The following is a 23,156-nucleotide window of genomic DNA, read 5'->3' on the forward strand; positions in this document are numbered from 1 at the left end:
CAGTGGCGTCGTTCAACTTGAGGCCAGATTAAAGGTCTTCGAATAAAGGATAAATCGGCTGAAAAGCGTTTTACTGTCAACTCAAAGGAGACAGTGGTGTGTGCTTAAGGATCCAGTGGATGACCGCCCTTGGAGGAATTGCTTACACGGGCAGTAGCCCGGCTGACCGGTAGCTTTCGATAAGCGCATCGAACAGTGAGATATCCGAGCGACTACGCGCTAACAGTTGCGCGCCCGATACAGCTGCATAAATGGCCCGCGCCCGCCCTTCGACTTGATCGGCGCTGACCAAACTAGTAGCCGTCAAAGCCTTGCTCAGCCAAGCCACATTCACATCGCCATAAGTCTGAACCTCGGTCTTTACCCCTTCCGGCAAATCGTCGTATTCAGCGGCCATAAAACTGCACAGGCACAGGCGGTTATCGTTCGCGAGGGACTGACGAAAGATATCGGGATAGTGACGCAGCGAATCTGCCGCATCCGACGCCTCGACCAGCATGGTCTCCAGAGTAGCGGCCGTATCTTCCCAGTAACGCCGGGCAACAGCGGCGCCCAGATCAGCCTTGCTCGGGAAGTGGTAGTAAATACTCGCACTCTTGATACCCACGACCTGCGCCAGATCACGGAAATTCAAGCCGCTGTAACCATGCGCCTGCGCGGCCTGTTTGGCAGCGGCCAGAATCGCTTCCCGATGGTTTGAGCTCACGTCACTGCCTCGCTGTTCGTTGGCTGGGCATCTTAAGCGACTAAAGGCCTTGACCGAGAAAAAATTAACCTCTAGATTCTACCTACCAACTGATAGGTAGATAGGTATTTCTATGACCGCTAACGCCTCAACATTCGACCCAAGCACCCTGCCCATGATGAAAATCTACGACTGGCACACAGGCCCGTATCCAGCACGTGTACGCATCGCCCTTGCGGAAAAGAACCTGCAGTCACGCGTTCAGTTTGAATCCATTGATCTCTGGAAAGGCGAACACAAAAAGCCCGACTTCCTCGCCAAGAACTACTCCGGCACCCTGCCCGTGCTGGAGCTAAACGACGGTACGCTCATCGCCGAATGCACCGCTATTACTGAGTACCTAGATAACCTGGACGGCAGCCCCACCCTCACCGGTAATACGCCAAAGGAAAAGGGTGTGATCCACATGATGAGCAAACGCGCCGAACTGGAACTGCTCGACGCCGTCAGCGTTTATTTCCACCACGCCACACCGGGCCTCGGCCCAGACGTGGAGCTGTATCAGAACGCTGAATGGGGTTTTCGCCAACGGGACAAAGCGCTTCGTGGCATGCAGTACTTCGATTCGATACTGCAAACACAATCTTACGTCGCCGGCGAAAGCTTCTCGATGGCCGACATCACCGTCATCGGCGGCCTGATCTTTGCGGGGCTGGTGGAGCTGGAAATCCCAGCGGAACACAAAGCGCTTCGAGCTTGGTACGCGAAGGTGCAAGAACGTCCTAGCGTGCAGAATCGGGTGACAATGTCTGAGCCGACAACAGCAAGTGCGTAAAACGAAATGACGTTGAATGGCACATAAAAACGCCGCCTTGAAAGGCGGCGTTTTCATGGGGGGCATTCTGAGAACAGATATCAGCGAATGCTGGTGATGCTGCCTTTGTTGCCTGTCACTTTCACGTCGACTTTCTTGAAAATGAAGTAGTCCTGAACATTCACTTCATAGCGTGGCGCTACGATCAGGTCGGCACCGGAAGATTTGACTGCTTTGTATGCCGCTGCAGCTTTAGCCTGGGAGATCGGATCAGGGATCGGCAGACCGGCCAGAGCACCGCCACCGCCACCGCCGTAAACAACGCCGTCCGCGAACTGCGTATCACCGCCGAAGCTCAGGAAGTTGAAAAGGATGTTGGTGGAGGATTCACCGCTGATGGTATCGCCGACTTTAACGTCTGCTTTCAGGTCGCTTTTAACAACGCCTTCCAGTGGCGCGCTTGGCTGGCTCATGTTGTAGCTCACGCAGCCGCTGGTGGTTGCAATCAAGGTCGCAACAGCAGCAGACATCCATAGCTTTTTCATTAACTATTTCCCGGTCAAATGTTTAGGAGTTGTAAACAGCGGCCGCACTTTAAGGGAAATAAATGGATAAAAATGTCAGAAAAATCCGTAGGTTATGTAGGCTTATGGATTGGTTGTGAGGGAAATTTCAGACGCTGACTGGAAGGGTTATTTACACGCCCCTGCTTGCGGTACCAACCGGATATCTACACGACGGTTGGTCGCGCGCCCGGCGTCGGTTTCATTAGTGGCTATCGGCTCGCGAGCCCCAAAACCTTGTACCGCGAAACAGTTTGCCGATATGCCGCCCATTCGCTGCATCCAATCACGCACAGCTGATGCACGGGCATGAGATATCTGAATGTTCTGCTCGACGTCTCCCGTGGAGTCGGTATGACCGGCGATAACAATCAGCCAACCCGGCTGAGCCTTGATACTCACTAGAGCGTTGATCAAGATTTTGGTCGAGTCCGGCTTAAGCACACTGCTACCGGCATCGAACAGCGAAAGACTGTCCAGGCGAACGGCATCAGGAATGACGCGGGCCGTATAGAAAATATTTACAACCCGTGAACTCAAATCAGTATCTGGATTGGCCAACCAAACCTTCCAGACCAATCCAATACCGAGAGCAACCGTCGCTGCTAATCCCAATAGCCATAAGCGGGTACGTCGCGTCGTGGTTTTCAGGGTTGAAATTGGTGCGTCAGAGGCACGGGGTGTGGTCAGGATTACTACAGGCATCACGAACGCGGGTTCGGGCGCCGTTGGCATTCGCTGTGTAGGTCGGCTTACAACAAAGTCTTGCTCCAATCGGAGCATCCGGCTAGAGATCTGTTGGCGCAGACCTGATAACGAGGTCACTGAGACTTGGTCCTGACGCTGCAACAATCCATAGAGTCCTGCCAGCCTGGACTCAAGATGCCCAAGCATTTGCACACTTCCAACGCGCGTATCGAGACGGCGAAGCAGGTGCTGAAGTTGCGCGAACAACCACGTAAGGATATCGGCGCGCGCTAACGCCGCCGTCGGCCATACGCTCGCCCATTCCCGACCCATTGCCTCCATTAGCGCCATACCTTCTGCCATGCCATCCAGACCATGGAGTTGACTGCGCGCCAGGATAAAAGCAGCCACGGTTTGCAGTTCCGCTCCATTGACTTCAAATAACGCCAGGCATAACTGTTCGACTTTGGCCCAGTCCACGTCCGGGCATGCGGGGTGGCTGAGTTTGGCAAGCTCGGTGCGCAGCGCTATAAACTCGTGGAATCCCCGTGGATCGCCGCCAACCCGAATTCGCATTTCAAACAACGCAGTCATCCATTCTTCCTTACGTCACAGCTTTACGGCTTGGGCAGATATTCCTGCCGCTTCAAATGCCGCACCAACACTTTGCCTTCCGGCCCCAGCGTCGTACCGAATGTCAGCCACTGACCCTCTTTCAATTGCACGTCGAGGGAGTACTCCAAATGCCCCGGAAGCACCTGTTCAAGCATGCCGATGTTGACTGCCGCCAGCCTTGGCTCGTACTTGAGCAACGTGGCAGTGATGATTGTCATCAGTGCATGGGCGGTAGCCGGTAGGCCCTGAAGAATCTGACCCATATCCGGCAAGCCGTAGTGCGGCAAATGACTCAGCGCTCCGGCTCGGCTGTTAAGGATTCGCTGCACGTTATCCAGCACCGATAACGTGTGTTGGTCTTCCTCACTAACGCGATACAAGTCCAGTTCGCCATCGAAATTCTGCAGAAGCATTTCGTAGAGCGAAGGATTCAGCTCGGTCATGCTCATTCCTTCACCAGCGGTCTTAGCTTGAGCTGGTTATCTCCCAACTCGATCACCCGTGCTGCGTCCGGGTCCAGATCATCGCGAGTCAGCGTGAGACGCCACGTATTCATTTGAATATCGGGATTACGGAACAGCCCCACCACCGCGACAAACTTGGCGTCTGGGTCGAGGGGTACACTCAGTTTCGCGCCCTGTTCCGGGTTCAAAACCACCGATTGTTTATCCAGCAGATCACCGATCAAGGCGCTTTCGTCGTTACTGATCAACTTGTCGTAATCCGCCCGTTCCACTGCCTTTTCACTGCGTAGTTGATAGACACGAACCATTGTTGGAACTGATAAAGCATTCATCTGAGCGTCCTCAGTGTTGAGCGACGCTCGGGCACTGAAGTCCAGATGCAGGGTTTTGATCTGCTTGTAGAAAATGGCACTCGCGGTGGATGAGGTGGTATCGCTGACGCTTTGGGTTAGCCCACAGCCGCCAAGGAATGCGCCGAACGCAGCCAACATCAATGAATTACAAAGGGTACGCGACATGCTGTACCTCCCTTATCTCGGGGTTATGCGAAAGGCCTTGGTATCGGCCCAGATTTATAGTGATGGTGTCGTGCTCCGCCACCTTCGATGCGTCATTGCTCAAGCCGAGTACACCGGTCATGCCAAGCAGCACCGGTGCGCGCCCCAGCACTGGCTTTGGCAAACTGCGCACCGGCAGCGACAGCTGCAACTTCGCCGTACAGCGCCAACCGAGGTACACACGCAGCAGCACTAACAAATCGTTATGCAGTTGGCCGCCCGGCAACCAGCCATTGGCTTCTTTGAGGTCTTCGGTGAAAAGCGCCAGATGTAATTGGCTGTTGGCATCGTGGCCCACGCTGCCCAGCGGCGTGCCTTGGGCGAGGCTAACCCCGCGGCCAACAGACAGGCTGGCGGGCTGATCCAGAAGAACTTTTTGCGGCCAGTGCGGAGTCACTTTCGCGTGAGTATTGGGTGCCAGCAATTTCACCAGCGCGATGATGCCTTCGGCATTGCGTGTAGGCAGACGCATTACGCTGAGCAGAGCCAGAAAACGCGACACGGGTGTCGCAATCTGCTTGGCAGTACCAGGAATGCCAAGACCGATCAGCCCCAACAAGCACTGTGAAGTCGCATCAGTGCCGCAAGCTTCGAACGTCGCCGGGTACGAGTATTTGCGCCATATGCGATAGAACTGGGTGAAAATCCGATGGTTAAAAATGTCGAGAAAAGACTCCAGCGCTTCATGCCCTTCGCGGCGCTGGGCGATGTCATCCAGATAGGTAGTCGGCATAGGCGAATCGACCCCGTACAAACCAAGCAAACGAGTGCGTACCGTAGCCGGGCGCTGCGGATGAGCATCATCGGTTTCGATTGCTTTCAATTCGCTGGCCGGAAAGCCCATGCCGGGATCTGGCCGAAAACGCACTGGATCATCCGATGGGTTGGTGGTACTCCCCAGCGGCGGATGATCCGGTAACGCTTGTTCCAGCAACTGACAGAAGCGATACAGATTGGCCTCAGCCACCCGCCCCTTCATTAACTCCAGCAAACCAGCGGCCTTTAGCCGGGAATACGCTGACTGTGGTTCTCGTTCCATCGCAGGCACTTTCCGGTAGGTTGCAGAATCAGCGTGAGCTGGTTGTAGAGGTGGATGTCGGCATAGAGAGCAAAGAAGCGATTGAGCATCTCGCCGAACAGGCTGATGTCGCCTTCGCCGGAAAAGCCGTTGGCATCCAGCGTAATTTCGATATCCACTCCGCGTAGCAAAAAGCCTTTTTCGAAGCGCTGAATCAGGTGGTGGGTGACCTCGACAATCGCCGCCAAACGTCTGCGGTTCAGTTCACTGCCCGTCCAGTCATAGAGCGCTAATGTGCCTCGCAGTACTTCGGCGTTATCGAGCATCGGCAGGAAGTTAGAACCCAAGTGGCTGAGCACCCGCCAATGAAAACGATCCCGGTTCGGCGGGTAGCAAGGCAAGGTCGGGGCACAGAGATTGCGCACACGCAGGCCCACTTGGTTGGATTGCACAACGGTGTCGAGCAAGGTGCTTTGCAATGCCTTGCGCGGTAGCTGGCCGTGAGTGCCGGTCAGCCGTAACGACAGCCTTTGGCTTTCTGACATCGAATCGCTGTCGAAGCCTTCGCCTCCCAGAATTAGCCATGTGTCGTGCAGCCCATTGGGGCCGCGTTTCAAGCGCGTGTGGAAGTAACGTTCGGGGGCCTCATCGCGCATCATCCCGCCTTTGTGGCGGAAGCTGGAAAAAGGCACATAGTCCAGCCGTTCAGCATTCTTAGACGCAGTGACCTGGTCCACCGAATAAATTTCAGTGTGCCCGTCCTGCAGGCGCATAGGCCGCAACAGATAGTCAGTTTTCAAAGGCTCAACCGTCAGCGGATCAGCCTCAAGCGAAAACAAATTAATAACCGGTACCGCATGCATACGGATGTGCTCGGCGTTCAAATTGAACCCCGGAGGCCACGCGTCACTGAGAACCACTTCAAGCTCGAACCACGTTGTGCCAGGAGGCAGAACAAGCTGCTCCAAACCACAGAGGGTCACAAACATGAATTTCTCGCGGAAGGTGAAATACTCCAGTAACAACTGATAACCGCTGAATGCACTGTCACCTTTGGGCCACAGGCGATCTGCATCACCAAAGCCCTTTGACGCGAAACGCCCTTCCAATGGAATACGGTCAGACTCGGGCAAGCGTACATACAGCTTCTGAGTATTCAGGGTCAGCGCTTGATGCAGCGCACTGGCCAAAGGAGCGGCGGCATTCAGATATAACGGAAGGCGACTCAGATCGACCTCGCTCCATTCGGTCGATGCACCGCAGGCAAAACGCAGTCGCAGCACCGAACGGCCGTCAGGCTCGTAGTCATGCCTAAACGACTCAATGGCCAGCGGTTGCAACATCAGTTCTTGAGTGGTCGTATAACGACAGCGAGTTCGTTGCGGCCCGATGGGCTGCGACAACACTTCGAAACCACTTGCTATCGGCTCGCTACTCTTGAGTAGCTTGAGGTCCGGCATCAGTTCAACAATCGATAACGAAGGGATCGTCCGCAAGTAATGCGGCCACAGCAGACTGACCAAGCCCTCAGTCAGCTCAGGCAGGTCATCGTCCAGCTTCTCGCGCAGTCGCCCCATCAAAAAGGCAAAGCCCTCAAACAGTCGCTCCACGTAAGGGTCATGTGCGCCCGGCTTATCCAGATTCAGCTGTGCGGCACGGTCCGGGAAAGCTTCTGCGAACTCCTTGCCGGCCTCGCGCAGATAACGCATCTCGGCGTCGAAGTAGTGCAGGGTCAGATTTTCCATGCTCAAAGAGAGAGTCCTGATAAGTGATGATTAAGCGCAGAGCACTGCGGCGCGCACGGGGTCAATCGCGACCAGCGCGGCCAGCAGTGTCTCCATACGGCGAGCCAAGGACGGTTTGTCCGCGTCGCCACGCTGGGCTTTCACACGCAATAGCTTGAGCAGGCGAGCCTTGACCTCGAAGTTCAGTTCGGGCTCCCAATCTGCCAAAGCTTGGCGTTGTGCGGTGGCTTCCAACTCGCCCAGCAAGTGGATAGCCAATTCGCTTTTGCCGTACTGCTCGGCGACACGCGCCATCAGCAAACGCAGCAGCCAGCGTTGCCGCCCGGTCTCCACCTCGGGACGTGCAGCCAGCCAGGCCAGCGCTGCATCAATGCCGTCGCTGTCGGCTTGCGCCAGCGCTTCACTTTCCAGTGAAAGAATGTCGGTAGCTGTCGTGGCTGGTGCAACCGTAGTAGCCGGTAACCACTGCTGAGTACGGTTTCCGCTAACGTGCTGAGTGATCCACGCCCGAGTGGTCTCATCAGCGAACGCTGTGCCGTCGCTCCAGTGCAGCTCCTCAACGCCAGGCAGCCGATCAAGGAACATGCCCAGATCACGCTTCACGATATCGGCCCAGCTGTCTTCAGGCGCCGGTTGTTTACTCAATGCCTGGCACAGGTACCACTGAAGATCGAGCCAGAAATGGTTCACGCCTTCGGCGTACATTCGCTCGACCTGATCAAGCAATGCCGTCCAGCTCTGTTGCAGGTACAAACGCTTGAGTTGAGCCCTATATTCCCCACGCGGTGCGACCAAACGGGTTGTGCCGTTGGCATCCTGAGGGGGCGCTTGGTGAATGGTGTCCCACCGTAAGCTTTTCATTAAGCGGTGAGCCGCAAGCCAGCCCTGAGGCTGCTCACGGAGATAACCCGCTAACGCCCGGCCTCCGTCCAACAAGTCGCGGCCAGACTTCGGCGACGTCATCGGCGTAGCAGATGCCGGGGCATTGGAGTCATTACGGGTGCCGTTCTGCGGCACGACCGCCTCTACGCCACCAGACCGCGTCAGCCGCGTAGACAGCGCAGCATACAAAGTGCCCAGCGCTGGACGTTGACTTTCCGGCCATGCCACAAGCGCTTCTGCCACCCAAGCTAACGCAGCAACAGTGCGCTCGGCTTCGGCTTTCACCACCTCTGGGTATAGCGACAGGCTGTCCAGTACTTTGCTGCTGGTCAGCCACTCCAAAGCCATCTTGCGACCGTTGCCCCTTACGGGCCGCACATCAGGGAAATGCTCTATCAATGCGGCCAACAAACTGAGCCCGCCTGCCAGACCAACCTCGCCCTCTTTATGCAAGCGCGCCCACAAGTAATAAGTGGCTACACGCAAATCCTTGCTGGTGTGGATCAACAACTTCTCTGCCAACTGGATAACCAGATCGGCATCAGCCCCGGACAGCTTGTTGACCTCCTCACGGATACGCTGGAAGTCCTCCTCATAACCAGCGTCTTCACCTACCGATGAGTCCGCACTGATCGGCATTAACCATGCTGCCCACTGCGTCACCTGTTTGCGACCAAGCGACACCGCGTCGCGCTCCCCCAGACAGTGGGTGACCAAAGCATCAAGGCTCATGGGACACTCCCATTCTGGGCGTAGGGGTCAGTCGCCTTGCCCCCATTGAGGAAAATCTCCTTAGGCAACCTAAACCCGCGCAACTTGAGCAGCTCCAGCGGCCCCGCGCCCATTTCGGTGCGCAGGTTCCAGGTCAGGCTCAGGTCATCCGGGGCTTTGATGATCATCCGGTAGCGGCTTTCGCCGTCGTCCAGCAAGGTCATTTGGGCTTGTTCCAATAGTCTGATCAGGCCCCACGTGCCTTGGTAATTGCCATACAGGCGCTCACCGGTTTTTACGCTGATCCAGCTCAAGCTGGCACCGGGGTAATCGCCACGACCTGGCCAGTTAAAGCGCTGCCATTTTTCCCGCTGATTGAAGTACTCGTGTTTTTCGCCGTTGAGGATGAAGGTGGTTTGCACCACGTCGCGCGCTGCTTTACCACTCAGCTCAAAACTCAAACCCATGCCGCCGTCGGTGTAGAGCACGTCAGCCAGATGGCTGAGCTGGTTGATGGCCGTGAGGAATTTCGGGTTAACGCGCAACCCCTGACTGTGCCTTGTGTCGGCCACCCACTGGCTGCCTTCCTTACGCACCACGCCACCAAGTTGCTGCTGCAGAAACTGCTCAATGCGCCCGGAGTCCGCACGAATCATCTGACCCAGTATCGGCAGCGAAACATCGCTGCTGGTAGCGGCAAAGGGATAACGCCCGGTAAACGCGCTGTCCCAATGCGTGACGATTGAGCGCTGCCACTGCTTGTTGAGGCTCGCCGCCGAGGGTTGCAGAACCTTTTGCCACGCCTGATCCAGCGGTTGCACGAAAAGGGTATTACCCACCGTGCCCCACTCGGCACCAAGGCTGGCGGCGATCAACCGCCCATAAGCCTGAGTGTCGGTCAGGTCGACGCTTTGCCCCTGAAACACGGTTTGCGCCAAGGCTTGCGTCATTTCCTGCGGGTCGGGGGCGTTGCTGATCTGTTGCAGCTTCAAGCGCACGCGGGTCACTCGGGTGAGAAACGCTTGCAGGCTTAGATTGTCATCGCCGCGCGCGTCTTCCGGGGCTTTGCCCATCAAGGCCAGCAGGGGACCAAACGTGGCTTCGAGCGGCCCGCTCGGGTTGTGCGTCAGTTGGTTGGTGATCGGTGTGACGTCTTTTTTGATCAGTTGCTGCGCAGACTGGATCAGCGAGTCCGCCAAGGCCTGATTGCGGGTGCCCGCCTGCCCTTGGAAAGCCAGGGTGTTCATCAGTGCTATTACCGGAGACTGGCGAACATCGCTCATCAAGGTCAACTGGTCGATGACGTCGGCCAGGTTGTATGGCTGCTGCCAGCGCAGGCCGTTGAGGAAGGACAGCCAGGCGCCGCTGTAATCCTCAAAGTAACGCTCGGTAAGACGTTGTTTGAGCACGTCCGGAGTGAGTTCAGCGGCGATGTCGGTTTTGCTGTCGCTGAGTACCCAGTCGATTTGCTCGCGTCGCGCTTCGGCGATCTCTTCGATGGCCTCCCTTACGTGGACTTCCCAAGCCTGACGGGTAAAGACGCCCGGCACTTCGCCGGTCGAGGACAGCAGCGACAAGGCGTCGGTGTCGTCCACCATGTCATGCAGGTTCAGCGCGGGAGCCTGATTGGCGGCCGCGTCGAGCACTTGCTTGTACAAAGTGGCTTCGGCGTTGCGCTGACCCAACTGGCCCAGCAGCACACGACGCACTTGAGCGATCAGCGTCGGGTCGGCTTTGATGCGCCACTCTGGATGGGTGGGAAGTTGCTCGGTGTAAAACGCCCACAAACCCGGTGACAGCGCTTTCCAGAGCCCCGGCGCTTCAACCCCCTCCCGCACCGGTTCGGCATGACCTAATGCTTTGGCTAAAAAAGCCGCGTCGACTTTGTCCGGCCTCGCCATCATCAGGTAGGCCTTGAGTTGCTCGTAGGCAACCGGCGCTTGGTTGGCGCGCTCAGGATCGTCCGGCGCCAGCTTGACCCAGGCACTGAGCTGTCGGTGCAGATTGGCGGCGGCAGGATCTCGAATCAGTTGCTGATTGGCAGCGATATAACGCGGCCATAACGCATCGAGCAGCGCCTGATTCTGGTTGAGGCCAAAACGCTGATAAAACGGAACGCCGTGTTCGGCGCGATAATCCAGCCGGGCCAGCTCGCGCATCAGTTCATTGAGGGCCAGCAATTGTTCATCCGCGCCGGCCGGGTTCTGCACGGCGGCCAGTGCGGTTTGCACTTGATTAATCTGCGCGCGGTTGCTGACAAACGACAACAGCATGCCAGCGCCCCATAACGCGACCAGCGTCAGCAACAACACCTGAGCGATAAGCACCGGGTGCCCACCCAAACGACGGGACTTGCTGGTCTTGTCTTCAATCAGACCCAGCCAGCTCGGCTCCCGCGGCCAGATGTGGCGCTCGACACTGTCGGCCCGTTGCAGCGGCAGGCTGAACCACAGTCCGCGCAACGGCACGCCCGATACGCCCAGCAAAGGGGCCAAGGCTTTACGCCAACGTGCAATGCCCTCGGTTTTCAAATCATAGGAAAGGCGGAACAGGAAATCATGACCCATCTGCTCCTGCATCTGCGCAATGCCTTGCTGGCGCAATGGGTCTTCCAGCGAAGCCAGCCCCGACTCCAGTTGCTCGGGCGTGATTCGAGATGACAACACGCAACCCACCGGCTGGTTGGGACGATCCGCCTGCGACCAGCCACTGGCACAGACCTGCCACAGGTGCAACGGCAACTGCCAACCCAGATCACGCGACAACGCCTGCAGATTGCGAGTCCCGGCATACATAGCTGCGACATCCGTGCTCTGCTCTTTAGTCAGCGCCCAGACCACGCCGTCCAGGGCGCGCCAGCGACTCAGGCCGCGCCATGGCTTGAATAATTCTTCGGGTTGGGTCGTGGCGCTGCCTCCCCACAACAGCACCGTGTCATGACCTTCCAGCCAGCGTTTTTCAGCCAGACCGGGGGCGATGGCTTCGATTTGGTCGGGTTCGCCGATGACCAGCAGCAGGCGGACTTTGCGGCGCCAGAGGAGGTTGTAGTTTTGTCGGAGGTGGGCTTTACAGCGCTCTGCAACATTCTGCTCAGGCTGGTTTAGAGTTGGGCGAGGTAATTGAAGGCCGGACGTCTCCCTCCTGCGGGAAACGAACTCCAGCGCTGCCAAAGTCCTTTCGAACAGGCCAAAAACCCCTTCGAGTAAAAGAACTATCAAGCACGCGAACAGTAGCCATGCTGAAAACTCGATCCTCTGAAGCCCGTCCCTCAGCTCAATTATCGGGTTGTCGACCCAAATCAACAGGCCTCCAATAACGAGCAAGCACAGGACCACAATCCAGATACCGATGCGCATATTTTTCACGATTAATCCTTATCTCTCATCAAGCCGGCTGAACAACGCAAACTTGCGGTGAGGCATCCTGCAACATGATCATTTGAGCCCGGCGGTCCGCCTTGGCCCCCTCACTGGCGACAATCAGAGCGATGTTGCCGACAGCGCACCCCGGCCGGCCAAAGCTGTCGTCAAGCGTCAGACGCGCCTCTATGTCAGGTGGATAACCCTCTGCATTCAGGGCGATAGTTGTGTCGCACAAAAGATCGGAAGGCATTTGCGAATACCATGCAAAGTATTGGGTGGCGCCCTTCTGGATCTGCCCCCATAGAAGCGCGTCTTTCAAGACATCGGCCTGATCGATTATTTGTACCGGACGATGAATAAACGCCGAGGGAGCAAAGCCTTTCCTGGCACACCAGTCAGGAGCCGCAAGCAATAACGCTGATACCGACTCGGCCTGCTCAGCGATCGGTTCAAGAAAAAGATTTACCTCCAGCGATAACAAAAGCCCGCTGATCTCAGGCTCATCCAGCAATGCATCAATCCAGAGAAGACCATCGTCCTGATTTGCGAAGACCACCTGTTCAACTGCGCAACCTTCGCCAATAGAAGAGCGCCACAGTGCCAAGACTTCGTCATCGCAAAGCACCTGGTTGTGCCTGATGCGAGCGCGTAAAGGCGCATCGCTTGCGTATAACGGCAGCTCAAGCCCCTTCATCACCTGATCGAAATAAGCCGCTAAGCGCTGTGCGTATTCAGCCTTGTCGTGAAGCTGAGCCGGAGGGCTCAACTGACTCAGGCGCACGGCTCGGCCCTGCGATTTCAGAAAGGTCGGGTAAAGCGGTTTACTGCCATTGCGTAAAGCCTGAGCAAGCAAGTTGTTACCTGCTCCAGAGCAGTAAGATGTACCCAACAGGGCAACAGGACGTTGGCCATGCTTGATGAGCGCCTGCTCCTGCTCCGTACGGTTTTGGTTCCAGCTCTCAACAAACTCACTGCGTCGTTCAAAGGTCAGTAGACGTAACGCGTAAAGGGTTACCCCTACCATCAAGGGCAGTACCAATACACAGCACCAGAACCAAGGCGTCATGCGCCAGCGGTTATCCGGCCATAGCAGAAACACAAAGCCCGCGACAATCATCGAGCAAAGCAAAACCACCAGACACCACCGCTTATTACGCGGCGGCACTGGCAACGACAATTTCTCGGGTAAAGCCCTGATATTGACCGACACGCTACGCCCTCCCCGCCGAGGGCAGCGATGTGATCAATATGCAGCCGCACGCACAGCGATGCCCATCTAGTGCAATTGGGCGACCTTTATAGGTCGAGCCCTCATCACCTTCAGCAATCTCGTTTATGCCGTGCAACGGAACGGGGCAAGAAACCTTATCGCCCACACGCGCGACAAGTTTGCCCATAAACTCCATACCACTGACTCCACTCAATACCACGCCGCCAGATGAAAGTTTGTCGCCTTCGCGAATAACGCCACGCATGAAAATCTCCATGTGAAATTAAAGGTTTTTATTTGGCCAGTTGAGGGAGAAAAGAGGTGTCAACGTAATATTTACGGGTGTTCTTTTTGTCCATAAACACCCTGATCTCTTCGATGTTTATATAGCTGGAAGGGTCGAACCAGATATTGTCACTTTCAAACACATGAACTCGGTAAGTCTCTGGATTCGTCCAGTGGCAATCAATCACGTAAGGGTTACGACCATTGACGGAGAGCGTATGGTTAAGCCTTACCCCTTGGAACCTCGCATTAACGGCTACACCATCACGCTGCAAATATCCGTTCTTCCTGTTTCGCAACTTTCCAATCAAAAAGATAAAAACACCCACAGAAGAAAATGAGCCCCCTAAAATTGTGGTGATCAACGTCCCCCCCCAGAGAGAGAAAAAGCTATCCAGCGATGCTATTTGAGAGTTTAGAGGCGAATAAACAACTCCTACTTTTTCACCCAGGGAATAAGCGCTACGACTCCCCCCTATGGAGGAAATGAATTCGATCGTCTGGCCGTTATTGTCAACGAACTGCACGACTGGGCGGTAAGTGGTAGAGCCATCGCTATAACGCTCCTCAAAGTCCGTAATCGTACCCTCGGCAGACAGCGCATCCTCTAGAAAGGAAGACGTGCCGTAGTAGCTTAGAACGGCACCTATGAGCATAGGCAGGCCGATGGCTAGGAATATATATTTAATTTTGGAAATGATTTTCATTTTTGATTCCCTATGTTGGGCAGCATGACGCACACCACTTTTGGGGATGGTATTGTGGGGATAGATTTTAAAATATGGTCCGCAAAGGCCAGCGTGTCCGCCATCTCCAGCTGTCTATCTAAATGAACAGACAGGCGATACACAGGTAAGCACAGCATGAGCTTTGAGCTATTTTATTAGACATCTCGTATACCGACGCCTCCGCCTTGGACTAAGGTGTAGCGACTGGCGCAGAACTGTTAACTACGCAGCGCATGGTTTTGCTGTTTAAAACAATGGTTCCTTTCTCAGAAAACCTGCCCAATGGGTCCTTTTCAGTTCTGTGTACGTTAACCCCGCCGCCCCAATAAGGGTCAGCATAGCTCTGCCCACGCATTACCTTTGTGAAATGACCAAACGTGTCCTTAAATACAGGACCATTTGGGCCTTGAGGATCTTTCACTGCTGAGTAACTATAATAGTTTGGATCGTACCAATCTTTGACCCACTCATATCCATTATCAGACATTGAATAAAGCCCCAATGGGTTCGGCGAAAACATATCTACGGGCAACGGTGTGAAACTTTTTGTCTTCCAGCCCATTTGCTTTGCAAAGGCCACCCGGTTACCTCGACTGGAAATATTAATACCCTTCGGATCGTATGATTCTGTTACCAGATTGTAAGGCTCGGCCCTGTAGGTACCGTCATCGGTAGCGACCATCAGAAACTGACCACGGCTGCGCGCGGCATATTCCCATTGAGCCTCTGTAGGTAGCGCAAAAGGTAACTCAGTGACTGAGGCTAGCCAATTACAGTATTGTTCGGCCTCATACCAGTCGATATTGGCAGGCGTGCTTGGTACGGAAGTCATATCATCCCATTCCGACTTAACTATAGAGCCATTCTCCCTTAGCTTTAGACCGTTGTATCGGATATAGAACTGGAATTGCGCATTTGTCACTTTAAATCTACTTATGAGATAACTACTTAGCTCAACTTTATGCAGTGGCTTGCTGTCCTGATCACGATCATAAGGCGCTCGTTCCGGCGCATATTGAGGACCAAAATCACCCATTAGAAACTCACCACCTTCAACGAACACCAGCTCAGCTTTAATACCCTCAACAAACTGCTGAAGCTCCGCGTCGGTCAAAGTGATTGGCATGCCCCCTACTGGCGTTGTTGATTGTTCACAGGCTTGAATGCCAATAACAACTGCTAACCCGGACATGAATTTTATAGTATTCATCGATTTTTCCTAAATCAAGCTAGCTGACCAATTCAGAATCATATGGACCGAAATCGCAAAACCTCGGAAAACTAGTATTTGACATAGTATTTAGTTTATAAAACGCCGTATCATTCATATCCAGCGCATAGCCCAAGGCAATTTCCTTTTTTAGTCTATTTAAAATGTTAATCAAGTCTTTGGCGCGATTGTGACCTTGCTGAAGGAAACGAACTAGATTCTGGGCTTGCGCTTTCGCCACCTCAGCCTCGCTACTCCCTCCACGTAAGCTTGACCCATCCTCAGTGATACGGCACATAACCTTGCTCCACTCAGAGATAGTCTGAATACTTGTCAGCACGCAGATAACTGCCTCTTTTCGATCTGCATAGATATCACCCAGTAAAGTAATGTTATCTGCATCGAGATGATCCATTGTTCCGTGCCGTGTCAGAAGATAAAGAAGAATTCCTTTCGCCTCGGGAGTATGCCGCAACAAGTCACGTTTAAAATTTATAATGTTTTTCGCCAGTTGATTTCGACGCTCCGAGGCAACTAGACCTTTTTTATTTCTCTCTTGAATAGCGGTCATAAACTCTTGGAATTTAACAGCAAGATCATCAGCATTTTCGAGCACATTATGGAAGCCCTGATAGACCTGCACACTGATCTCATCCATCTGCATAACGCAATATTTGCTATATGCTTCAAAGGCATCTTCATTAATAACCTTGAAAAAACCGTAGTCCAGACTATACAACTGATAAATCAACCACGCCCCAAATTCGATAATATTAGCCGCGTCCACCTCAGCCATGAGCCCACCCTTGGCGCCTCTCCCCCAGCACAGGCTTGCTGCAACATGGAAACAGAACTTGCCATTGATAAAGGTGCAGTGAAATCTCCCGCCAATACCTATCCCCGCCAATCCGGCAATACTTCCGCCAATGCTGCAAAAGTCAGTGAACTTACCGCTAGATTTCAATATCCCAGTGGGCGCAGCAGGATCGCCCGGGGGCGGGGTGGGCTTCATCCATTGCAAGGATCCTTTGAGCGCGAACTCCGCACGGCCGCCGCGAAAAAACTCGGCCGACACCTGCAGCCCTTCATCTTCTTTCCCCATTTTCTGGTAGAAAGTTTTGTCGTTTTTGCGCTCTCTAAAACGCGGCAGATTGCCGCCCGGCTGCCCTGCGACTATTTGTTGGTCCCCCAACTGCACCACTTGCAACTGCGCCTCAAGCTGTAAAGAACTGCCGACGAAACCGCTGATTTGGGCATCAACGCAAAGTCGGACCAGCCCTAGGTCAGCCTTACGCCCGTCCTCCATTTCCATTTTCAGACCCCAGCCAGTTCGGTCGGGGGCGAAGAAGCTCAAGTTGCCGAAACCTGAAGCTACTGTCAGAGTGCGCTTGTATTCTCCCGTAATAGAAAGCTGCTTTTTCTCTACGTCAAATTCGGCCTTTGCCCCGGCATTGGAAGTAAACCGCATAAACTGCGCAGCGCCTGAAATATCGACGTTCGCCCCAAACTCTTTTTGCCCGTGCAGGCTGTCATTCCAGCTTTTAGCCCAGTCATAAAGAACGTAGTCCTCTTTCAAGTCGTCCAGGGCTTTCTCCGCGCCAGCCCACTTGAGGACGTCTTTCAACTCGAGTTTGATCTTTGCAGTCTTTAACGTTGTAAGTTGTTTTTTGAGCTTATCGGTATCAATCCGCGTATTACCGTTTTGGTCCTTGCTGTAGATGCTTTGGGTCGCGTCTTTTTTATCCTTGCCATTCAAAGATATCGAGTGCAGCTTTAGGCCGTCCTTGGTTTTACTGAAATAGCCTTTGTTGACATAGACAAGGCCAGTCGCTTTACCCCCACCCGGCTTGCTTACACCTTTTCCAGCGACGGGGATAAGCTCTACGACATCTTTATAGCCTAGGCCTTTGTGCGAAAGATCGGCAAGCTTTTCTTGTATTTCCTTTCTTTTTTTCGCCAGCTCAATTTCCGCTGCATCTATATTTGGAAGTTGGGAAACAGCTGCCAGGGCGTCAGATATGGCTGTATCCGCATATTTTGCTAACACATGGTCGTAGTAATCCTTGGCTTTATGAAAATCGTCCATGCTGGTACTCATATCACGCCAGTGATTTTCAAAAGATGCTGCTTCGCAGGCGCTGATAAAAACAAACTCCTCGGTTTCAGGGCGGAAGTAACATTGCGTTGACTCATGAGGCACCACGACGATGGGGCATTCTTTACTGGGCCGATTTTCGGCCGCGAACATTTTTTCTTCACTCATGCTGCTATCCCTGCGGTTATTCGAACGTCAACTTGAAAGGGGTTGAGTCGAGGCTGTGTTGACGTTGCGTAAAGCCGTTTTCATCCGTCACACCTCGCATCACACGCCCATCAGCAGATTCAATTCGATAAGGCACACGAGCTTTAGGCGTTTGGCTTTTCTTGTCGGTAAGCTGAAACCCACCCGACATCGGATATTTATAAACAGGGTCTTCCAAAACCATTGGCTTCATGGCCCGTTCCAGTGAGGCAGCTCCGCCCCAAGCGATGTTGTCGTTCTTGATACGCACATCACCTGGGGCTCCGATCTCAATGGAGCCGTCCTTGATTTTGATGTACGCACCGCGACTGACCAACGTGATGCCCTGTTCAGCGTTCAATGTAATTTCGCCATTGATGCTGTTCAGGGTCAGCGCCTTGTCTGCTTGCAATTTCATGGCATCGCTTTGCGCTTGAATCTCCACCGGACCGCGGGCAGCGAAGAGCTTGATTCCCAGTTTCTGGGCGAACAGGCTGACGGCCTCCCCGGCCGCCACGCTGAAGCGTTTGAATACGCTAATGTCGGCGCTGTCGCCCGCAGTCACGGTAAGAGTCCGTCCCGCCGAGAGCTGGATATTCGCAGGTGTCGTCAGCGCGATACCTGCAGGTGCCGAGGCAATCAAACCTGCCTCCCGAAGACCATCAAGCGCACTTTGCAAACCCTGCTGCGTTTGTTCGTCAGCAGGCAGCGCGCCCGATGTGGAAACGCTTCGCGCAAGGCTCTTCACAAGTTGCATGGCCTCATCAAGCTGCGCCAACGCCGTATTCATATCCAGAGCGTCGCCATATGCCTGCGGCTGTTTGTCCGCACTAATGAACAACCCCTTGCCACCCCGAATAACTCCCCAGCCATCCGTCCTCAGCTCAAACCCTTCCCCACGCTTTTGCTTCTTGGCATCCACCAGATGCCCGAGGTTGAGCTGGCTTTTGCCGCTGTGTTCGGTGCTGAGTTTGATGTGCTCCGAACCGCGCAAATCTTCCATGCGCAGTTTGTTGTTGGACGGCGTACGCAGCACGTTGCGGGTGTAGTCGCGCTTGTCGAGGGTGACGTGGTCGGGGCGGCGGTTGTCGTGCAGCGCGTGGGCGATGTAGGGACGGTCCGGGTCGCCTTGTTCGAAAGCGATGGCCACTTCGGTACCGGCAATCAGCGGTAAGTGCAGGCCATGAGTGTCACCTGAATACGGACGGGCGAGACGCAACCACATGCTTTCCTGACCGGGTTTCCACTCGTCGCGGTCGAACAGGAAGTTAACCCGGTAGCGGCCTTCGATATCGACTTCGGCGTAAAGGTCGCCAGCGTGCGGGTTGGTGACACGCGCCGGGACTGTACCGGCGATTTGCGGCTTGGCGGGCAGCGGCGGCCGGAAGCAGACAGTTTCCGAATAGGGGATGGCCTCGAATAGGGTTTCGAGGCTGCTGTCACGGGCGGCGCGGGTGATCAGCTTGGTGAGCACGGCCCCCGGTTTGAAGGCTTGCGGTGCGCCGCCGCTGATGTTGAGTACCTGGCCGAGGCCCAGAACCGCGCTGCTACTCACGCCTGTGAGCTGGGTCTGGCCGTTGAGGTAGCGCTCGTGCCGCAAGCGGGCGTAGAAGAAGCCGCTTTCACTTTGCAGGTCTTCGTCATGGGCAAGGCTGTCGCCCAATACGGTATAGGGTTCGGCGTAGTGGTACGCCTCGCCGTAGGTGGTTTTGTCCCCTCGGGTTTGATCGACTTCGCCGTTGAGCCAGGCGTTGGCATCGCGATGGTAATAGGCGCGGAAGTTGATGTTTTTTTCCACGACGGCATGACTGGTTTGCAGTTGCCAAACACTGTCTTCGCCGTTGCTGTTAAAACCCGATTGGCCACGCAGCGGGAGCTTTACATCAAACTGGTAATGACGTTGGTCATCACGCAGCTCGACGACATCAATCTTCAGCCTTTCATCGCTACTGATGTGATACCAGATGCCGACTTCGGCCAACAGACGTGAGACAAACGCCAAGTCGCTTTCACCATACTGCATAACCTGTAGACGCTTGGGGTATTCGCGGGCCAGCTTGAAGTAGAAGTCTTCACCCAAAAAACCATGGCGAGTGCGGAAAATGCTTTCGACGATCTCGGGAACGGACTGGTGCTGGTAGATCCGGTACTGCCTGCCTTTGTCGAGCAACGCAAGGCGCGGCTGCAAAGTGACTTCGTAACGAGCTTCGTCATTAGAACCGGACAGGCGTTTGAAGCTGGTGATCACGCCATAGTGCGTACGCTGGGTACGCTTTAGCTTTTCCTTTGCGGCCTCCTCTGACGAGTACGTGTTCTTGAGCGGCGCCTTGTAAGGTGCGGCGTGCAGACTGAACGTCGCGTATCGGCCAAGTATTTGTTCGGCGGCGATGTCCTGTTCGACGCATGTGAATTCCACCGTGTATTTGAACGGCTGGCTGAGGCTTTCTTCGCCTACGAAGGTCAGGACGTCGAGGGAGGCAGCCAGTTCTGCAACGCTGAGTTTATGGCGGCTGTGATCGAAGAAGGTGGTGAGTGTATTGAGCATATTCAGGCCTCCTTGGCGTGATGTTCGTCAATGAAATGCAAGGTGATGCCTTCCTCGTCGCTGAAGCCCAGGGTCACGCTTCGGGTTTCCTGTTGAGCTGCCTGGCGTTGCAGCAATTGCTGGCTGAGCACTGGCAGAATTTGCTGGCTCAATAGGCTGTCGATGTTGCGTGCACCCGAGTCGGGGAGCAGGCATGCGGCAACCAGGGCATCGTGAAGTTGCTCATCAATCTGGCAGTCCAGCCCATAGTGGCGATGCAGCCGCTTGGCGACCTTTGCAAGTTTCAAAGCGACGATGCTTTTGAGTGCGTCGACTTGTAGCGGGCGATAGATCAAAGTCTGAAAGCGCGCCAACAATGCAGGCTGGAAATGCTCACGGAGGATTGGCCGCATGAGTTCGTGCAGCGTGCTTTCCGACGCATCGGGTAGCTCTTGCAAGCAGGCTTGCAATTCGTCGCTGCCAAGGTTGGAGGTCATGACAATGACGGTATTTCGAAAGTCGATTTCTCGCCCTTCGCCGTCGCGCATGAAGCCGCGATCAAATACCTGATAAAAAATATTGAGAACATCGCGATGGGCTTTTTCCACCTCATCGAGCAGGACGACGCTGTATGGACGCTGGCGAACTGCTTCAGTCAGCACGCCGCCTTGGCCGTAGCCGACGTAGCCCGGAGGCGAGCCTTTGAGTTGGCTGACGGTGTGGGCTTCCTGATACTCGGAAAGGTTGATCGTGATGAGTGACTTCTCACCACCGAACAGACTGTCTGCCAACGCCAGTGCAGTTTCGGTCTTGCCAACGCCGCTGGTGCCTACCAAAAGGAAAACACCCAACGGGGCATTCTCTTCAGTCAAACCCGTCTTGGCAGCGCGCAGTCGTTGAGCCAAAGCACTGAGGGGTTGATCCTGACCTATGACTCGCTCACCCAGTTGCTGCTCCAGCGCCAACAGGCTGGATTGTTCATCCTTGAGTAGGCTACCCAGCGGCACGCCCGTCCAGTCGGCGATGACTTCCGCGACGCTGCGGCTTTCCACATCAAGTGAGAGCAATGGCTGACTACCTTGCACTTCACTCAAACGCTCTTGGAGCTGAGCGCAGGTGTTCATGTCTGTCGGTTCAACCTGACGCGCATCGAGCAGTTGTTTCGTCAGGTCGAGCTCAAGCCGGTATTGATCTTCCAGCATTATTTGCTGGTAATGCAGTTCGACGCCTTGCGCTGCAATTGTCGCCAAACGTTCTTCAGCGCGGCAGCCGCTAAGCTGCGCGTCTTCTTCCAATGCCTGACGCTCCAATTCCAGAGCAGCCTGTCGGGCTTTGATTTGGACTAATGACTGCGGCTCGCAATCCAGCCCCATGCGGACCCGCGCACTGGCGGTGTCGAGAAGGTCGACGGCTTTGTCCGGCAATTGCCGACCTGTCAGGTAACGCCTTGAAAGACTGACCGCAGCCTGAACCGCTGCATCCTGAATATGGACGCCATGGTGGCTGGCATAACGGGCCTTGAGACCCCGCAACATCAGGCAAGCGTTCGCGTCGTCCGGCTCGTCTACCTTGACCATCTGAAAGCGGCGCTCCAGTGCCGCATCACGCTCGAAATACTGTTTATATTCGCTCCACGTCGTGGCGGCGATGGTGCGTAATTCTCCCCGAGCCAAAGCCGGTTTGAGCAAGTTGGCTGCATCTGCACCACCAGCCTGGTTACCCGCACCGATCAGAGTATGAGCTTCGTCGATAAACAGCAGCACCGGGTTTGCCGACGTCTGGACGGCATCAATAACGTTCTTCAGGCGTTGTTCAAATTCACCCTTGACGCCTGCACCCGCCTGCAGCAAACCCAGATCAAGGGTTCGCAAACTGACCGACTTGAGGCTGTCTGGAACATTACCTTCAGCAATCCGCAGCGCCAGGCCTTCGACCAGTGCGGTCTTACCAACTCCGGGCTCACCGACCAGGATCGGGTTGTTCTTGCGACGGCGGCTGAGGATGTCGATGACCTGACGGATTTCATCATCACGGCCTAACACGGGATCGATCTGTCCGGCCTTGGCTTTAGCGGTGATGTCCTGAGTAAATTTTTCCAACACGGCCATTAAGGCATCGTGCGCGACGCTATTGGCTGAGGCGCTACTCGCTGATGAGTCGCCGAATAAACCCGATGGAGTTTCCGTCGTATTTAAAGCTGCCTCTTGTTGCAGTTGGGGGCGCTCTTCCGAGTGCTGATCCAGCAACGGCAACAGGTGTCGTAATTGCGTATCGCTGAGGCTGAGCAAAGGCCAGGCGGCTTCGCACGCAAGCAGGTGTGGGGCTTCCATCAACGCCCCCAGCAAATGCGCCGAACGTAAGTTTTCCGCGTGATCATCCAACGATGCGCGCAGCCAAGCGCTCTTGATCAACTGCTGAAGTTTTTCACATAGCTGGGGTTTGCTCTGCACGCTGCGCGGCAAGGTGTCGAGGTGGTCAAGCAAACCCCGCCAGATAGCATCCATATCCCATTCGTAGCGACGCGCAATAAGCGTCAGGTCGCTCTCGCCCTGTTCCAGCAGTTTGAGCAGCCAATGCTCGATGCTGATATTGGAATGAGCGCGGCTTTGGCACAGCGAAGCCGCCGCACTCAACGCTTGTGCGCAGTAGGGGTTGAGGCGACGTAGCAAACGAGTGGAATTCTGTGCCATGCAGGCGGTGTCCTTCTTCTGGATCTCGATCCGTATTCGGAGAGCTTGAAACTCGATGTGCTGGGCTGACCGCCCGCGAACGGAAGTTCAGCCCAGCACACAGGAAATCGGCAGGCGGGCGCCCG

Annotated in this window: 17 protein-coding genes; 1 reads left to right on the forward strand and 16 read right to left on the reverse strand. The window is 54.9% G+C overall.

The genetic code is table 11. The annotated features are described in order from the left end of the window. Positions 1–142: 142 nt before the first annotated feature. Positions 143–706: a TetR/AcrR family transcriptional regulator gene (locus AUC60_RS24510; protein ID WP_087273753.1), complete on the reverse strand. Its 564-nt coding sequence runs from the start codon at positions 704–706 to the stop codon at positions 143–145. Positions 707–818: 112 nt separating this feature from the next. Here AUC60_RS24510 and AUC60_RS24515 point away from each other — a divergent pair, with 112 nt between their 5' ends. Then, entirely contained in the window at positions 819–1,520 is a 702-nt protein-coding gene (locus tag AUC60_RS24515) for a glutathione S-transferase (protein ID WP_193441882.1), read from the forward strand. An 80-nt stretch (positions 1,521–1,600) separates the two neighbouring features. On the opposite strand, the gene AUC60_RS24520 is transcribed toward AUC60_RS24515, so the two are convergent. The 15 genes from AUC60_RS24520 to tssH all read right to left on the reverse strand — a co-directional run bounded on the left by AUC60_RS24520 (position 1,601) and on the right by tssH (position 23,031). Continuing rightward, positions 1,601–2,044 (reverse strand): hypothetical protein, encoded by a 444-nt coding sequence (locus tag AUC60_RS24520; protein ID WP_087273755.1) that lies wholly within the window; start codon positions 2,042–2,044, stop codon positions 1,601–1,603. Positions 2,045–2,191: 147 nt separating this feature from the next. Then, on the reverse strand, positions 2,192–3,343 hold the full coding sequence (locus AUC60_RS24525; protein ID WP_087273757.1) for an OmpA family protein: 1,152 nt from the start codon (positions 3,341–3,343) through the stop codon (positions 2,192–2,194). Between the two features lie 23 nt (positions 3,344–3,366). After that, positions 3,367–3,807, reverse strand: coding sequence for a type VI secretion system baseplate subunit TssE (tssE, locus tag AUC60_RS24530; RefSeq protein WP_087273759.1), 441 nt, complete (start codon positions 3,805–3,807; stop codon positions 3,367–3,369). Between the two features lie 2 nt (positions 3,808–3,809). Continuing rightward, a complete protein-coding gene (tssJ, locus tag AUC60_RS24535; RefSeq protein WP_087273761.1) occupies positions 3,810–4,346 on the reverse strand; it encodes a type VI secretion system lipoprotein TssJ in 537 nt (178 codons plus the stop codon). Continuing rightward, positions 4,327–5,424 (reverse strand): type VI secretion system baseplate subunit TssG, encoded by a 1,098-nt coding sequence (gene tssG / locus AUC60_RS24540; RefSeq protein WP_087273763.1) that lies wholly within the window; start codon positions 5,422–5,424, stop codon positions 4,327–4,329. Before tssG ends, tssJ begins: the two co-directional genes overlap by 20 nt. Beyond that, on the reverse strand, positions 5,388–7,154 hold the full coding sequence (gene tssF, locus AUC60_RS24545; RefSeq protein ID WP_087273765.1) for a type VI secretion system baseplate subunit TssF: 1,767 nt from the start codon (positions 7,152–7,154) through the stop codon (positions 5,388–5,390). Before tssF ends, tssG begins: the two co-directional genes overlap by 37 nt. A gap of 24 nt (positions 7,155–7,178) precedes the next feature. Then, entirely contained in the window at positions 7,179–8,762 is a 1,584-nt protein-coding gene (tssA, locus tag AUC60_RS24550) for a type VI secretion system protein TssA (RefSeq protein ID WP_087273767.1), read from the reverse strand. Continuing rightward, positions 8,759–12,097, reverse strand: coding sequence for an ImcF-related family protein (locus AUC60_RS24555; RefSeq protein ID WP_087273768.1), 3,339 nt, complete (start codon positions 12,095–12,097; stop codon positions 8,759–8,761). The genes tssA and AUC60_RS24555 overlap by 4 nt, the downstream gene beginning before the upstream one ends. Before the next feature lie 28 nt (positions 12,098–12,125). Continuing rightward, complete coding sequence (locus AUC60_RS24560) at positions 12,126–13,313, reverse strand: hypothetical protein (protein ID WP_144443293.1); 1,188 nt, start codon at positions 13,311–13,313, stop codon at positions 12,126–12,128. Position 13,314: 1 nt separating this feature from the next. Beyond that, positions 13,315–13,578: a PAAR domain-containing protein gene (locus AUC60_RS24565; protein WP_087273771.1), complete on the reverse strand. Its 264-nt coding sequence runs from the start codon at positions 13,576–13,578 to the stop codon at positions 13,315–13,317. A gap of 28 nt (positions 13,579–13,606) precedes the next feature. Continuing rightward, the gene (locus AUC60_RS24570; RefSeq protein ID WP_087273773.1) at positions 13,607–14,305 is read right to left on the reverse strand and encodes a DUF3592 domain-containing protein; all 699 of its coding nucleotides are present in this window, start codon (positions 14,303–14,305) and stop codon (positions 13,607–13,609) included. A gap of 211 nt (positions 14,306–14,516) precedes the next feature. Beyond that, on the reverse strand, positions 14,517–15,536 hold the full coding sequence (locus AUC60_RS24575) for a formylglycine-generating enzyme family protein (RefSeq protein ID WP_087273775.1): 1,020 nt from the start codon (positions 15,534–15,536) through the stop codon (positions 14,517–14,519). A 19-nt stretch (positions 15,537–15,555) separates the two neighbouring features. Continuing rightward, a complete protein-coding gene (locus AUC60_RS24580) occupies positions 15,556–17,799 on the reverse strand; it encodes a hypothetical protein (RefSeq protein ID WP_087273776.1) in 2,244 nt (747 codons plus the stop codon). A 16-nt stretch (positions 17,800–17,815) separates the two neighbouring features. Beyond that, a complete protein-coding gene (locus AUC60_RS24585) occupies positions 17,816–20,362 on the reverse strand; it encodes a type VI secretion system Vgr family protein (protein WP_087273777.1) in 2,547 nt (848 codons plus the stop codon). Positions 20,363–20,364: 2 nt separating this feature from the next. Further along, complete coding sequence (gene tssH / locus AUC60_RS24590) at positions 20,365–23,031, reverse strand: type VI secretion system ATPase TssH (protein WP_087273779.1); 2,667 nt, start codon at positions 23,029–23,031, stop codon at positions 20,365–20,367. Positions 23,032–23,156: the final 125 nt, after the last annotated feature.

Source organism: Pseudomonas caspiana (assembly GCF_002158995.1).
In the GTDB taxonomy this organism is placed as follows: Bacteria; Pseudomonadota; Gammaproteobacteria; order Pseudomonadales; family Pseudomonadaceae; genus Aquipseudomonas; species Aquipseudomonas caspiana.

Bases quoted from the DNA above. Each gene is read 5' to 3' on its own strand.
- AUC60_RS24515 (WP_193441882.1), top strand. From the start codon at position 819: ATGACCGCTAACGCCTCAACATTCGACCCAAGCACCCTGCCCATGATG.
- AUC60_RS24520 (WP_087273755.1), bottom strand. From the start codon at position 2,044: ATGAAAAAGCTATGGATGTCTGCTGCTGTTGCGACCTTGATTGCAACC.
- AUC60_RS24525 (WP_087273757.1), bottom strand. From the start codon at position 3,343: ATGACTGCGTTGTTTGAAATGCGAATTCGGGTTGGCGGCGATCCACGG.
- tssE (WP_087273759.1), bottom strand. From the start codon at position 3,807: ATGACCGAGCTGAATCCTTCGCTCTACGAAATGCTTCTGCAGAATTTC.
- tssJ (WP_087273761.1), bottom strand. From the start codon at position 4,346: ATGTCGCGTACCCTTTGTAATTCATTGATGTTGGCTGCGTTCGGCGCA.
- tssG (WP_087273763.1), bottom strand. From the start codon at position 5,424: ATGGAACGAGAACCACAGTCAGCGTATTCCCGGCTAAAGGCCGCTGGT.
- tssA (WP_087273767.1), bottom strand. From the start codon at position 8,762: ATGAGCCTTGATGCTTTGGTCACCCACTGTCTGGGGGAGCGCGACGCG.
- AUC60_RS24555 (WP_087273768.1), bottom strand. From the start codon at position 12,097: ATGCGCATCGGTATCTGGATTGTGGTCCTGTGCTTGCTCGTTATTGGA.
- AUC60_RS24565 (WP_087273771.1), bottom strand. From the start codon at position 13,578: ATGCGTGGCGTTATTCGCGAAGGCGACAAACTTTCATCTGGCGGCGTG.
- AUC60_RS24570 (WP_087273773.1), bottom strand. From the start codon at position 14,305: ATGAAAATCATTTCCAAAATTAAATATATATTCCTAGCCATCGGCCTG.
- AUC60_RS24575 (WP_087273775.1), bottom strand. From the start codon at position 15,536: ATGAATACTATAAAATTCATGTCCGGGTTAGCAGTTGTTATTGGCATT.
- AUC60_RS24580 (WP_087273776.1), bottom strand. From the start codon at position 17,799: ATGAGTGAAGAAAAAATGTTCGCGGCCGAAAATCGGCCCAGTAAAGAA.
- AUC60_RS24585 (WP_087273777.1), bottom strand. From the start codon at position 20,362: ATGCTCAATACACTCACCACCTTCTTCGATCACAGCCGCCATAAACTC.
- tssH (WP_087273779.1), bottom strand. From the start codon at position 23,031: ATGGCACAGAATTCCACTCGTTTGCTACGTCGCCTCAACCCCTACTGC.